10 protein-coding genes are annotated in these 13125 nt (G+C 64.0%); 5 read left to right on the top strand and 5 right to left on the bottom strand.

All coding sequences use genetic code 11. The annotated features are described in order from the left end of the window. Positions 1-66: 66 nt before the first annotated feature. A complete protein-coding gene (locus VIM95_RS22765; protein ID WP_331990337.1) occupies positions 67-828 on the bottom strand; it encodes a hypothetical protein in 762 nt (253 codons plus the stop codon). A gap of 54 nt (positions 829-882) precedes the next feature. Further along, positions 883-1803, bottom strand: coding sequence for a LysR family transcriptional regulator (locus VIM95_RS22760; RefSeq protein WP_331990335.1), 921 nt, complete (start codon positions 1801-1803; stop codon positions 883-885). Between the two features lie 97 nt (positions 1804-1900). On the opposite strand from VIM95_RS22760, the gene VIM95_RS22755 reads away from it, so the two are divergent. After that, the gene (locus VIM95_RS22755) at positions 1901-2914 is read left to right on the top strand and encodes an NAD(P)-dependent alcohol dehydrogenase (protein ID WP_331990333.1); all 1014 of its coding nucleotides are present in this window, start codon (positions 1901-1903) and stop codon (positions 2912-2914) included. Between the two features lie 80 nt (positions 2915-2994). Here VIM95_RS22755 and VIM95_RS22750 read toward each other — a convergent pair whose 3' ends face one another. Both VIM95_RS22750 and htpG read right to left on the bottom strand, forming a co-directional pair. After that, on the bottom strand, positions 2995-3675 hold the full coding sequence (locus VIM95_RS22750) for a hypothetical protein (RefSeq protein ID WP_331990331.1): 681 nt from the start codon (positions 3673-3675) through the stop codon (positions 2995-2997). Positions 3676-3877: 202 nt separating this feature from the next. Then, on the bottom strand, positions 3878-5767 hold the full coding sequence (htpG, locus tag VIM95_RS22745) for a molecular chaperone HtpG (protein ID WP_331990329.1): 1890 nt from the start codon (positions 5765-5767) through the stop codon (positions 3878-3880). Positions 5768-5967: 200 nt separating this feature from the next. Between htpG and VIM95_RS22740 the strand changes: the two genes are divergently transcribed. The 4 genes from VIM95_RS22740 (at position 5968) to VIM95_RS22725 (ending at position 12919) form a co-directional block, all read left to right on the top strand. Next, the gene (locus VIM95_RS22740; protein ID WP_331990327.1) at positions 5968-7521 is read left to right on the top strand and encodes a hypothetical protein; all 1554 of its coding nucleotides are present in this window, start codon (positions 5968-5970) and stop codon (positions 7519-7521) included. 130 nt (positions 7522-7651) lie between these two features. Further along, positions 7652-8422, top strand: a complete 771-nt coding sequence (locus VIM95_RS22735) for a ParA family protein (RefSeq protein WP_331990325.1) — start codon at positions 7652-7654, stop codon at positions 8420-8422. Positions 8423-8443: 21 nt separating this feature from the next. After that, positions 8444-11689, top strand: coding sequence for a PAS domain S-box protein (locus tag VIM95_RS22730; RefSeq protein ID WP_331990323.1), 3246 nt, complete (start codon positions 8444-8446; stop codon positions 11687-11689). A 288-nt stretch (positions 11690-11977) separates the two neighbouring features. Beyond that, positions 11978-12919: a response regulator gene (locus tag VIM95_RS22725; protein WP_331990321.1), complete on the top strand. Its 942-nt coding sequence runs from the start codon at positions 11978-11980 to the stop codon at positions 12917-12919. Here VIM95_RS22725 and VIM95_RS22720 read toward each other — a convergent pair. Next, complete coding sequence (locus tag VIM95_RS22720; RefSeq protein WP_331990319.1) at positions 12916-13083, bottom strand: hypothetical protein; 168 nt, start codon at positions 13081-13083, stop codon at positions 12916-12918. The genes VIM95_RS22725 and VIM95_RS22720 overlap by 4 nt on opposite strands. Positions 13084-13125: the final 42 nt, after the last annotated feature.

Raw genomic sequence — 13125 nt, 5'->3', positions numbered from 1 at the left:
GGGAGCATGGCGCGGCAATATGACAATGGTGCGCATGTAGCGCACCTGCGACAGTCATGCCTTATTTCAGTTCCCCGCGTGCTGGTAGCGCTGGGCCAGCTCGCTGGCAACCTCATAGATGCGCTCACTGGTGGTGTAGACATTGCGCTGCAGCTGCGGGTCGGTGTTGCGCTTCGCCAGTTCGTCGATGGCCTGCTGGAAGAACAGCCATTGGGTGCTCACCAGTTGCAGTTGTGCTTGTAGCGACGGGGATTGATTAGGCAGGGTGTGCAGCTCGCGCATGGCGGTGTCGAACTCGTTGCGGGCGCTGGCCAAGTCCTTGGCCAGGAAAGGCAGCGTCAGGCCGGCGCTACGCAGCAAATAGATCTTGGCCAGCCGCTGTGACAGGGCGGCGATGTCCTCGGCGAGGCGGACCGGGCGTTGCGCCTTGCTGTATTGCGCTTCCAGCTGCTGGCTGCCCTTCTGCGCGATCCAGGCCATCTCCTCAGAGGCTTCCAGCATCTGTCGTGCCTGTTCCGGTTTGGTGATGGGTTTGAGCAGCGGCTGGAAGTCTTGCCATTGCTGGCTGAGCAACTGGTAGTTCTCGGCCAGGGCGGCATCGTTGCGGCTGGCCTGATTCAAGGTGGCCAACTGGTGCTCGAACTGCTGGCTGGCCTGGCGTGAGGCGGCGGCCTCGGCCTGCGTGGGCATCAGCCAACGCCAGGCGGCATTGCGGGCCAGCCGTTCCACCAGTACGCGCTGATTGGCGGCCTGAGTCACGAGCATGGGGTCAGGCGTGGCAGCCAGGGTGGAGAGTGAGAGGCAGAGCAGCAGAAAGTAGCGGTGCATGGCGGGTCCGTTTGAGAGAGCTGGCCCCGCTTGGTCGTACTGGTCGGCTTGCGCTTACACCTTGTCCTGCCGCAGCCAGCTGGCAGCGCTGAAGCGCCGATCGAAGAAATCGATAAAGGCGCGTACCTTGGGGGCCAGGAAGCGGCCATGGGGGTAGACCGCCCAGATGGCGCTGGGGGCGATATGCCAGTCCGGCAGGACCTCGACCAGGCGACCCTGCTGCAGGGCCGGGCCGATGATAAAGCTGGCGCTTTGCAAGATGCCGTAGCCGGCCAGTGCGGCCTCGGCCAGGGCTTCGCCATAGTTGGCGCGCATGCGCCCGCGCACCTGGATCTCCTGCGTCTCATCTCCCCGATGCAGACGCCATAGCTCGCCCTCGCTATAGAGCGAGAAGTGCAGACAGCTGTGGTGGGCCAGTTCGCTGGGATGTTGCGGTGTGCCGTGGCGGGCCAGATAGTCGGGCGCGGCGGCCAGCAGGCGGCGGTTGTCGGCCAGCTTGCGGGCCACCAGCCGGCTGTCATCCAGCCGACCGATGCGGATGGCGACGTCGATCTGGGCCTCGACCAGGTCCAGATAGCGGTCGTTGAAATCCAGGTCCAGGTCCAATTCGGGGTAGGTGGCCAGGAAATCAGGCAGTGCCGGCACCACATGCAGGCGGCCGAAATTGCTGGGCACGCTGGCACGCAGGCGACCACGCACCTGGCCTTGCAGGTCGGCCAGGGCGGCGTCGGCGTCGTCCAGATCGCTGAGCCAGCGTTCGCAATGCAGCAAATACTGCTGGCCGGCCTCGGTCAACGTCACCCTGCGGGTGGTCCGCTGTAGCAGCCGTACGCCCAGCCGTGCTTCGAGTGCCTGCAGTTTGCGGCTGGTGGCCGAGCTAGTGAGCCCCAGCTGTGCGGCGGCCGCGCCGAAGCTTGCCAGCCGGGCAATGCTGACAAAGGCCTGGATCTCGGCATAGCGGTCATGAGATTTCATCGTTTAATGGGATAGTTAATTGCAATTCAGGCAGTTTATCGCGTTAAGTGCCGGTAATAAGCTGAGGCCTCTTTGACGCACTGCCCAGGAGGCGAGCATGTTGCAAATCGAACTCAAGCAATTTGGTCTGGAACACTTGGTGGCGACCGATGCGCCGGTGCCGGTAGCCGGCCCGGGCGAGGTGCTGGTGCGGTTGCGTGCCCGCTCGTTGAACTACCGCGACCGGGTGGTGATCGATGGCAGCTATATGCCCAACCTGGCGCTGCCCTTTGTACCGGTGGCGGATGCCACCGGCGAGGTGGTGGATGTCGGACCGGGCGTGGGCCGGTTCGGGGGCGGCGAGCGGGTGCTGACCCATTACACCACCGCCTGGTTGGCCGGGCGCATGCGGGCGGAGTACCAGCAGAGTAAGCTGGGCGGCCCCCTGCAAGGCATGTTGCGGGAATATGCCGTGCTGCCGGAACAAGCCTTGCTGCCGGTGCCCGAGCACTTGAGCCTTGGGGAGGCGGCGACCCTGCCGATCGCCGCCTTGACCGCCTGGAATGCCCTGCAGGAGAGTCAGCTACAGGCGGGGGATACGGTGCTGGTACAGGGTACGGGCAGCGTGTCGCTGTTTGCCCTGCAGTTCGCCAAGCTGATGGGCTGCCGGGTCATCATCACCAGCAGCAGCGAAGCCAAGCTGGCGCGCGCCCGCGCGCTGGGGGCGGACACGGGTATCAACTACCTGACTGAGCCTGCCTGGGGGAAAGTGGCACGTGAGCTGAGCACCGGAGGCGTGGATGCGGTGATTGAAGTGGGCGGTATGCGCACCTTGGCGCAGTCGATGCAGGCGGTGAGGGCTGCCGGCACCGTGGCGGTGATCGGCTTTCTGGGTGGCGTGGCGGGTGCCGGCGAGGGACCGGACATCACTCGCGCCCTGGTTGCCAGCCGTGCCCGCTTGCAGGGCATCAGCGTTGGCCACCGTGAGAGTTTCGAGGCCATGAACCGCGCCATTGCCTTGCATGGGCTGCGACCGGTGATCGACAGTGAGTTTGCGCTGCCGGACTATGCCGCCGCTTTTGCGCGCTTTGCCAGTGGTGATGCCTTTGGCAAGGTATTGATCACGGGCTGAGGCTGGCTTGAGCGCGCTACGCCCTGGTATTGCCAGGCGTAGCGTCGTATTTCATGGCCAGTGTGCCCGCATCGGGGCCGTCAGCCCATGATGCTGGACTTGGGGCGGAACCAGAACCACCACAGTACCAACATGAACAGGACGACCAGACCGCTGGCCCATACCCGGTACCATTCGGACCAGCTACTGGCCGCCACCCCGGAAACGACGGAGACGCGGATGGCATTGATCTCCATATTGCGTACCTTGGCGAGGCCCAGTACCGGCCTTGCCATCTGGTCGGATTTGAAGCGTAGCGGGGAGGTTGCGGCGGTGATGATGAGCTTTTCGCCTGCCTTGGCATCGGCGTGGGACAGGCCGGGTACCAGCCCGCGGTGCCCTTGCTCGTTGGCCAATTCCCAACCGGCCTGCCACAGCGAGCTGGCGTCGCCGGGGCCCTTGGCGGTCGCGTACAGCGTGATCACCAGGGTGTAGGGGCCTTCGCCGCTGGTGACGCCCACGGGTTTGCCGGTCCAATCCAGCGTATCGGCCATGAGGCTGTTGATCAGCAAGGATTCGCCCGGTACTGGGCGAGACGGCTTGAAATTGTTGAAGCGGTCAAGCATGGCCTGCGGCAGCTCGAATTCGGCGACAACCTGCTTGCCGAATTTGGGGGTGACTTCCTTGGCCGGTACATAGCCGCGATGGCCGCAGCCGAGGCAGAGCAGCGACAGGCCGAGTGCGGCCAGCCAGCCCCGGATGGAGGTGGAGCGATGAAACACGGTTTCTCCCTGGTTCCCTGTGGGTTGATCTTGTCTTGCGCTGTTGGCGCGGGGGGCGCGCGCAGCGTCTGTGGCGATATATTCTCATGCCGGAGGCTGCCCGCAAAAGCCTGCTGCCACGGGGCCATAACGGGACGATGCGTAAAAACAAAGCCCACCCTGGTGGGGGCGGGCTTTGTTATCGGCGCGAAGCAGGTCGGGCTTAGGCCGACAACGCCAACATCAGGCCGTTGAGGCGGCGTACGAAGCCGGCCGGGTCATCGAGCTGGCCGCCCTCGGCCAGCAGGGCCTGGTCGAACAGGATGTGCGACCAGTCGCCGAAGCGTTCGCCACCCAGCTCGGCGCGCAGCTTGCCGACCAACATATGGTCGGGGTTGATCTCCAAGATGGGCTTGCTGCCCTGGATGTTCTGGCCCACCGACTTCAGGAGCCGCTCCATATTGCCGCTCATGGCGTGCTCGTCGGCCACCAGGCAAGCGGGGCTGTCGGTCAGGCGATGGGTGACGCGTACTTCCTTGACCTTGTCGCCCAGGGCAGTCTGCACCTGCTCGACCAGATCCTTGAAGTCGGCTGCCTTGCTCTCTTGCTGCTGTTTCTCGGCCTCGTCTTCCAGCGCACCCAGGTCCAGGCCGCCCTTGGCGACGGAGGCCAGGGTCTTGCCTTCGAACTCGTTCAGTGAGGAGACAAACCATTCATCCACGCGATCGGACAGCAGCAAGACCTCGATACCCTTCTTGCGGAAGATCTCCAGGTGCGGGCTGTGCTGGGCGGCGGCATGGCTATCGGCGGTGACGTAGTAGATCTTGTCCTGGCCTTCCTTCATGCGGCCGATGTAGTCCTGCAGCGAAACGGTCTGCTCGGCGCTGTCGGTCGCGGTGGTGGCAAAGCGCAGCAGGCCGGCGATGCGTTCGCGGTTGGCATGGTCCTCTCCCACGCCTTCCTTGAGCACCTTGCCGAATTCCTTCCAGAAACCGGCGTAGTCCTCGACGCGGTTGGCGGCGATGTCTTCGAGCAGGCCCAGCACCTTCTTGACGCAGCCGGCCTTGATGGCCTCGATATCCTTGCTGTGCTGCAGGATCTCGCGCGAGACATTGAGCGGCAGGTCGTTGCTGTCGATCACCCCGCGCACAAAGCGCAGGTATTGCGGCAGCAGTTTTTCCGAGTCTTCCAGGATAAAGACGCGGCGCACGAACAGCTTCACCCCGTGGCGGCGCTCGCGCTCGTAGAGGTCGAAGGGCGCACGCTTGGGTACGTAGAGCAGCTCGGTGTATTCCTGGCGGCCTTCCACGCGGGCGTGGCTCCAGGCCAGCGGCTCTTCCCAGTCGTGCGAGACATGCTTGTAGAAGGCCTTGTACTCGTCTTCGCTGATGTCGTTCTTGCTGCGTGCCCACAGGGCGGAAGCCTTGTTGACCGTCTCCAGCTCGTCCGAGACGATGACTTCGCCGTTTTCGCCGTAGCTGTTGCCCTTCTTCATGCGGATGGGCAGGGTGATGTGGTCGGAGTACTTCTTGACGATGGATTTGAGGCGCCAGTCGTCGAGGAATTCATCCTCGCCTTCCTTGAGGTGCAGCACGATCTCGGTGCCGCGGCCTTCCTTCTCCACGTCTTCCAGCGTGTATTCGCCGGCGCCCTCGCTCTCCCAGCGGGTGGCGGTGCTTTCGCCGGCACGGCGGGTAGTCAGGGTGACACGGTCGGCGACGATAAAGGCGGAGTAGAAGCCCACACCGAATTGGCCGATCAGGTTGGCATCGGCCTTGGCGTCGCCGCTCAGTTGCTCGAAGAAGGCCTTGGTGCCGGAACGAGCGATGGTGCCGATATTGGCGATCACCTCATCGCGGCTCATACCGATGCCGTTGTCGCGCAGGGTCAGGGTACGGGCGGTCGGGTCGAAGGCGATATCGATATGCAGCTCGCCGTCGCCGGCGTACAGCGCGTCGTTGTTGAGCGCTTCGAACTTGAGTTTGTCGCAGGCGTCGCTGGCGTTTGATACCAGTTCGCGCAGAAAGATCTCCTTGTTGGAATACAAGGAGTGGATCATCAGTTGCAGAAGTTGCTTGGTCTCGGCCTGGAAGCCGAGGGTTTGCTTGCTCATGGCTATCACCTTGTTGCTAGCAGGGTTTCTAGGGGGTCGAGCCAGCAGATGGGGGCGTGTGGACGAGTTTCAAGTCCGCCTGTTTGAGGTTTTGCGGTGCGTGGTCGCCCCCGATACATGGGTGTAACGTCTGTAACATTTTTCCGGGGTGCGCCATGAAAGGCGGCACAATGGATCGCCTACAACCCAATGCCTAAGCCATGTCCCAGCCGCTCGCCATCGAACTTGCCTCCCCCCAGACCGTCGCCGGCTGCCGGGCTGCCTATCAGTCGCTGTGGCTGCTGGTCCGCCTGGTACAAGCCCAGGCGCAAGGAGTGGGTATGGAGTTGGTACGGCTGGCGGAGCTGCGCCAGCAGTTCCCCGATACCCGCAATCTGCGCATGTTGATCAGCCGAGCCTACAAGGACTTCGCCCGCTGGGGCGTACGGGTGGGCTGGGGTGACGATCCGGGGCGCGACCCGCGTTTTCTCAACCCGGATGGCCGCAGCCAAGGGCCATTCTGGTTGCCGGCTGGGGAGGCGGCTCGCATAGCCTTGCTGGTGGAGGGGCGGCCGGCGCAATTGGGTGAGGTGGCGGACTTTCTGGGCCAGGCCCGGGCCGACGAGGTCAAGCGTACTGCTGGCGGGCAAGGTATCGCCTTCTGGCTGGCGCTGGCAGGGGCGCAGCAGGACCTGCGCCAGGGACGTCTGCTGGCCATGCTCGATACCGCAGGCGGCAGCAGCCAGCTAGGTGCGCTGGCGGGTTTCAAGGCGGCGTCGGAGCTTGCCAATGATGGCCTGCAGCAGGCTTTGAGTGCGCTCGGGGAGGCCAGCGTGTGGCGTCGGCTGGATGACCTGAGTTCGGCCCGCCAGACCCTGAGTGCGCTAAGGCGAGCCTTGAAGGAGGCCGACAGCGACGAGAGCGGTTATCTGGATGCGATGGAACAGATCCTGTCTGCCTGGGTGGCCTGGGGACAGCGCGAAGCGGGCCAGGCCGAGGCTATCCTGACCGGTATGCGTAGCGCCGAGCCACGCGCCTCGGTAGTCCGCCACCATCCGCGCATCCGCTTCGAGTGGTACAACCTCTCGGCCTTGATCGCCCGCGCCCGTGCCTTGGCTGGCAATGGGCCGGACCAGGCTTTGCGCCGACAATGGGCGGAGGCGGCGCTGGCGCACTTTCACCGTGCCCTGGAGGCCGCGTTTGAATTCGGCTCCTTCGATGCAGCGCAGCAAGTGGCAGCCAACACCGGCATGGCCATCTGGTTGTTTGCCGGTGAAGGGCTTACCGGCGAGCGGCGCACTGCCGGACCGGAGGCGCTGCGCTGGCTCTTGTTCAGCGAGTGGCTATGCCGCTGTGCCGGCAGCGGTGGCTTGTCTGCCTGGAATGCCATCTACCTGATGCGCATTGCCCGTGGAGATTGTCCGCGCGACCCGACGCCCAGCCTGGCTGTCTTCCGCCGTTACCAGCCTGTGGAGCCGGGCGAAGTGCGGGCTCAAGCCGGTAGCTGGGGGGGTGTGGATTGCAGTTCCCTGCTGCCAGCGAGCTGGTTGGCCCTCGCGGGCGAGTTGATCCTGGCGCAACGCGAGGGGCGTGCCCGCTTTAGCCTGTTACAGCGCTGCGGGCTCTATCTGGAGCACGCCTGGTATGCGCTGCACGCCGGCGAGACGGCCTTGGCGCGGCAGTCGCTCGCCCAGCTAGCCAGCGAGCAGCAGGGGCTGCCGCCCAGTGACAAGGCCTTTTTCTGCGAAGTGGTCCGGACGCTGCCTCCGCTGTAGACCACCGGACCGCTGGTGCAAAAACCACAGCCTGAGACGGCCCTGCGACAGCGGTTGCCGGTGTAGCTGTGTTGCAATGCGGCATGATCTAGAATTCCTGCAAACTCAATCACTTCGAGGCGGGGGCAGCATGAAGCGGGTCATCTTCAATCAGAAGGGCGGGGTCGGCAAATCGACCATCGCGGTGAATCTCGCAGCGATCGCGGCCCATCTGGGCCGGCGTACGCTCTTGATCGATATGGACCCGCAGTGCAACGCCAGCCGCTACCTCTTGGGCGAGGACGCCAAGACGGCCGAACCCACTTTGGCCGAGTACTTCGAGCAGGCACTCAACTTCAGCCTCTTCTCCAAGTCGGCGGAGGCCTTTGTACACGGCAGCCGTTTCGACAACCTGAGCCTGATCCCTTCGCACCCGGAGATCGGCGAGCTGCAGTCCAAGCTCGAGGCGAGGCACAAGATCTACAAATTGCGCGACACGCTCAATGAGCTGAGCAAGGCCTACGACGAGATCATTCTCGACACGCCACCGGCTTACAACTTCTTCACCCAGTCGGCACTTATCGCGGCAGACAGCTGTCTGATCCCTTTCGATTGCGATGACTTCTCGCGGCAGGCACTCTATACGTTGATGATCAACGTGGCCGAGATCAAGGCCGACCATAACGACAACCTGGAGATCGAAGGCATTATCGTCAACCAGTTCCAACCCAGGGCCAGCCTGCCACAGCGTATGGTGAGCGAGCTCAAGGAGGAGGGATTGCCGGTGCTGGACAGCATGTTGTCGAGCTCGGTGAAGATACGCGAATCGCACGAGCGCGGACTGCCTATGATACATCTCGATGCGCGCCACAAACTCAGCCAGGAATTCCTGGCCCTCTATCAAGAATTGCAGGCTGGCTAGACAGCCCGATTGCGAGCCGGCATGAAGCGGCGGCTGACGGCTGTCGCCGTATTCCTTTCCGGTCTTGCGCTGACCGCCGGTCTCGATGCCTGGCGCGCTCGTCAGCTGCAGGCGGAGACGGTGGCCCAGCTGTCTCGGCAGGCCAGCCACAGGCTGGTGAGTGCTGTGGCGGTGATCCAGCAATCGCTGAACCTGGACCTTGTCCGTACGGTGCTGCGTGGCGAGGCGACGCCTCGTCCGCAGGAGATACGCCAGCTGCTGCAGGCGCTGCAGCGCCAACCGGGCGTAACCAGCGTGTTGGTGGCCGAGGCGGTGGACGATGCCCAGCGGATGAGCTTCGAGAGCGAATGGCGGCAGCGCTATCCGGACTTCGGCCTGCGTTTTCGCAATGCTACCGGCCAGTTGGTCCGCTCACCGGTCCGGCCGCGTTATTTGCCACTGGTCTATGGGCCACAATCGGTACGAGCCCGCTACAGCGTGGGCCTGGATATTGCGGCGGACAGCCTGGTTGGCCCCCTGCTGCAGGACCTGGGACCGCAGGCGCTACGGCTCTCTGCACCCTACCGGGAACAGGATGGCCAACTCGCCTCGCTGCTCCTGGGCTGGCAGGGCGGGCAGAGCGGCCCGGCGCGTCTCCTGGCGCTGGCGATCAGCCCGCAGGGTCTGGCCCGCAGCCTGCCCTACGACGAGGCGATCGAAGATGTCTGGTTCGATGTGACCGACAAGGGCCGCGCCGAGCCGCTCTACCCTATCGGGCTCGACAATGCTTCTTTGCCGCTGACGGTACTGGCCAAACGTGAGCTACAGATCGGCGGACGCCACTGGATGCTGGAGGCTCGGCTGAGTGACCGCGCCCTGGCGGCTGCCGGCGAGTCTGGGCGGCTGCAATACTGGTTGCTGGGCGCTACCTTGTCTTTGCTGCTGGCGGTGCTGTCCTGGCGCGGTCATGCCCTGTTCTGGCTGAAGCGGCCCGAGAATACCGAAGAGCAGGTACGCCTCGCACGTGAGCTGGAGGCCGCACAGGCGGCCGCCAGCCTGGCCCAGCGCGATGGCACACGGCTCAAGACCATCCTGGATACCACGAGCGAGGCCATCGTCCTGGTGGATGGTCTGGGACGGATCGAGCACTTCAACCTGGCTGCCGAGCGGCTGTTTGCCTACAGCGCCGACGAGGTCCGCGGCCTGGGTGTCAAGGTGTTGATCCCACAGCTCGATAGCAGCCGCCAGCCCGTCCGTGTGGACTGGGCGGCCGCGACCAGCTGCAACTACGAGCTGTTGGCCAGCAAGAAGGATGGCTCCACCATCCCGATCGAACTCTCGCTCAGCCCCTTTACCTTGGACGACACACGCTATTTCGTGGGCGTGATCCGCGACGTCAGCGACCGCAAGCGGGCCGAGCGCATGTTGTTCGAAAGCGAATACAAGCACCGCGCTATCCTCGATGCAGCGCACGTGGGTATCTATGTGCTCGAAGGCGACCAGCTGCGTTACGTCAATCCGGCCTTTGCCGACTACTTTGGCTGTACGCCGACCGAGCTGATGGCGCGTGGCAGCCTGCATGAGCTGGTGGCCAGCTCCTGGCGCGAGGCGCTGGCGGTGGCGCTGGACCCGGAACGTTCTGGCGGCAAGGCGACCGAGGTATTGATGCAGCGGCCTGACGGTGGCCTGTTCTATGCCCTGATCACGGCCAAGCCCATCCTCTTCAACAATCAGCCAGGCCTGGCCGGTTCGCTGCTCGACATCAGCGAGCGCAAAGCGGCCGAGCAGGCCATGCTGCGGGCGGAAATCCGCAACGTCGCCATACTTGAGGCCATTCCTGACCTGATGCTGCAGCTCGACGCCAGCGGCACGGTGGTGGACTGCCGCGGCAGGGCTGGTGCCGCAGAGTTCGGCCTGGCCCGCGATGTGGTGGGCCACCACCATAGGCGGCTACCTGGCGAGTTCGGGCTCAAGCTTGACGCAGCGCTCTCCGAGGGCTGGCCGGCGCGGGTGCGCGCCTTTGAGTACAGTCTGCCGCTTGCGGACGGCGAGCATCTGTTCGAGGCGCGCATCACCCCGGCCAGTGATGGCGAATGCCTGGTCATGCTGCGCGATATCACCGCTCGCAAGCTGATCGAGGCCGAGCTGATCCGTCACCGCGACCACCTGGCCGAATTGGTGCGCGAACGCACGGCTGAGTTGCAGGCCCTGTTTGCAGCCAGCCCGTTGCCGGCCTTGTTTCTTTCCAACCGGCAGATCGTCGAGGTCAATGCAGCCTTCGAAGTGCTGTTCCAGTACCCGCGCGCCGAGCTGATCGGTCAGACCACCGAGCGCATGTTCGCCGACCCGGCCGTCTATGCCCGCCTGCCACAGGAGGCCTACCTGGTCATGGTAGGGGGGCAGGTGGTACGCCTGGAGTTGCGCTTCCGTACCGGCGATGGCCGCTTGCTGCTGTGCGAGGCCTTTGGCAAGGCGATCGACCCGGCGGACCCGCTGAGTGGCTCGATCTGGGTATTCCAGGATATTGGCGAGCGCCGTGCGGCCGAGGATGCCCTGTTCAAGGCCAAGGAACTGGCGGAGACAGGCAACCGCGCCAAGTCGGAATTCCTGGCCAATATGTCGCACGAATTGCGCACGCCCATGCATGCCGTGCTGAGCTTTGCCGAGCTGGGCGAACGGCGGGCGGAGGAGATCGCAGCCGAGAAACTGCAGCACTACTTTGCCCGTATCCGCCAGAGTGGTCAGCGCCTCTTGCATATCCTCAACGACCTGCTCGACCTCTCCAAGCTCGAAGCCGGCAAGATGAGCTATCAGATGCAGGCGCTGGATCTGCGCCCCATCATCGCCGAGGTGGCGGACGAGTTCCTGCCGCTGGCGCGTGAGCGGGGTGTGATGCTGACCAGCTCGGTCGACGAGGACCTGCCGCGGGTGCGTGGCGACGCGCTCAGGCTGATCCAGGTACTGCGCAACCTGCTCTCCAACGGCATCAAGTTCAGCCCATCGGGGGGGACCGTCTCGCTCCTGGCGTGGCAGGAAGAGGGCCAGGTCATGCTGGCGGTGGACGACGAAGGCGTGGGCATTCCGGCCGAGGAGCTGGCGGTGATCTTCGACAAGTTTATCCAGAGCTCCAAGACCAAGACCGGGGCTGGCGGCACCGGTCTGGGCTTGGCGATCTCGCGCGAGATAGTCGAGGCGCACGATGGTGCCATCCGTGCCGAGAACCGGCCTCGAGGCGGTGCCCGTTTCGTGCTCAGCCTGCGGGCGATGCAGGAGACGGTACAGCCTTAAGCACCTGTTCCGACGCGCATTGCATAGTGTGACGAATGCGTTCAAATCAGGCCCCGGGGAGCCCGGCCGCTTGCTCTTTGCGCAGTCTGAAGCTGCGGTGCCGGCCTGTTTGAACTCTGCCCCTCCGCCCACTCGCCGGGTGGGGAAGCTTGCTACGCTTGGTGCGAGTTTAAATCTGGGTCAGCGCGTGTTTGCTGCGGTATGTCTAGCGACAATATGCCTACAATGATGGCCGGAATGACAGTAAAAATAGCTGGCCGTATGGCGGCCGGCGCGGAGGAGGGAAGCATGTCCAACAGCGTCAAGCCACAATCCACCCTGTTATTGGTCGATGATGAGCCGTTCAATCTGGAGATACTGGCCGAGCACCTGACCGAGGCCGGCTATGCCGTTGAGTTGGCGCAGGATGGCGAGGAGGCCTGGGATTGGCTGACCCGTGCCCACGAGCGTTTCGATGCCGTGCTGCTGGATCGCATGATGCCCGGCCTCAATGGCATGGAAGTGCTCAAGCGCATGCAGGCCAACTCCAAGCTGGCTGGCTTGCCGGTGATCATGCAGACGGCCGTGGGCTCGCCCGAGGCAGTGCGGCAGGGCATGGAAGCGGGCGCCTACTACTACCTCACCAAGCCCTTCGAACGTGACATTCTGCTGGCTATCGTGGCCGCAGCGGTGGCGCAGCATCGCGCCCGTCGCTCGGTCAAGGCGGTTGCGGCGCAACCGCTGGAAGGCCTGGCACTGCTCAATGAGGCGCATTTCAAGCTGGCTACGCTGGATGATGCACAGCGGGTTGCTGCCCTCTTGGGCAAGCTCACGCCGACGCCGGAAAAAGTGGTGCTGGGGCTGACCGAGCTGATCGTCAATGCGATCGAACACGGCAACCTCGGGGTGGGTTACGAGGAAAAAAAGCAGATGATGCAGAGCGGCCGCTGGCGCGAGGAGATTGAAGCGCTGCAACGCACTGACCCGCATATGCATAAGCGGGTGGATGTGGGTGCCCGGCGCGAGGGTGACCGGCTGCTGGTGGAAATCCGTGACGAAGGCGAAGGCTTTGACTGGGCCCGCTATCTGGACTTCGACCCGGAGCGTGCCTATGACCCCAATGGCCGCGGCATCTCCATGGCCCGGGCCATGAGCTTTGAATCGCTGGAGTACCAGGGTAGTGGCAACGTGGTGGTGGCCACCGTACGGCTGGCCAGCCGGGCGACCGACAACCCCGGCGCGGCGAACTAGTCTTTCTTCAGTGGCGTCAGCGTGTAGCGTACGCCGTTCACCGTCAAACCCTGCTGCAGCTTCTCTTTCTGGCTGGCCAGTGGGTCCTCCACCGGCTGGGTGACGTAATAGTCGCGAGTGTCGCGTACCAGGGGTTCACGCTTCTTGGGGGTGGCCTTGCGCATGTTTCTCTCCTTGCCCGGGCAGATGGGTGCGACAAGGAGAGA

This window comes from Chitinimonas sp. (assembly GCF_036568685.1).
GTDB lineage: Bacteria > Pseudomonadota > Gammaproteobacteria > Burkholderiales > Chitinimonadaceae > Chitinimonas.
Note: the sequence above shows the minus strand (reverse complement) of the source record. Positions and strands in the feature narration are given on the sequence as shown.

Coding starts and splice junctions, on each gene's coding strand:
- VIM95_RS22765 (WP_331990337.1), bottom strand. CDS start 828: ATGCACCGCTACTTTCTGCTGCTCTGCCTCTCACTCTCCACCCTGGCT.
- VIM95_RS22760 (WP_331990335.1), bottom strand. CDS start 1,803: ATGAAATCTCATGACCGCTATGCCGAGATCCAGGCCTTTGTCAGCATT.
- VIM95_RS22755 (WP_331990333.1), top strand. CDS start 1,901: ATGTTGCAAATCGAACTCAAGCAATTTGGTCTGGAACACTTGGTGGCG.
- htpG (WP_331990329.1), bottom strand. CDS start 5,767: ATGAGCAAGCAAACCCTCGGCTTCCAGGCCGAGACCAAGCAACTTCTG.
- VIM95_RS22740 (WP_331990327.1), top strand. CDS start 5,968: ATGTCCCAGCCGCTCGCCATCGAACTTGCCTCCCCCCAGACCGTCGCC.
- VIM95_RS22735 (WP_331990325.1), top strand. CDS start 7,652: ATGAAGCGGGTCATCTTCAATCAGAAGGGCGGGGTCGGCAAATCGACC.
- VIM95_RS22730 (WP_331990323.1), top strand. CDS start 8,444: ATGAAGCGGCGGCTGACGGCTGTCGCCGTATTCCTTTCCGGTCTTGCG.
- VIM95_RS22725 (WP_331990321.1), top strand. CDS start 11,978: ATGTCCAACAGCGTCAAGCCACAATCCACCCTGTTATTGGTCGATGAT.
- VIM95_RS22720 (WP_331990319.1), bottom strand. CDS start 13,083: ATGCGCAAGGCCACCCCCAAGAAGCGTGAACCCCTGGTACGCGACACT.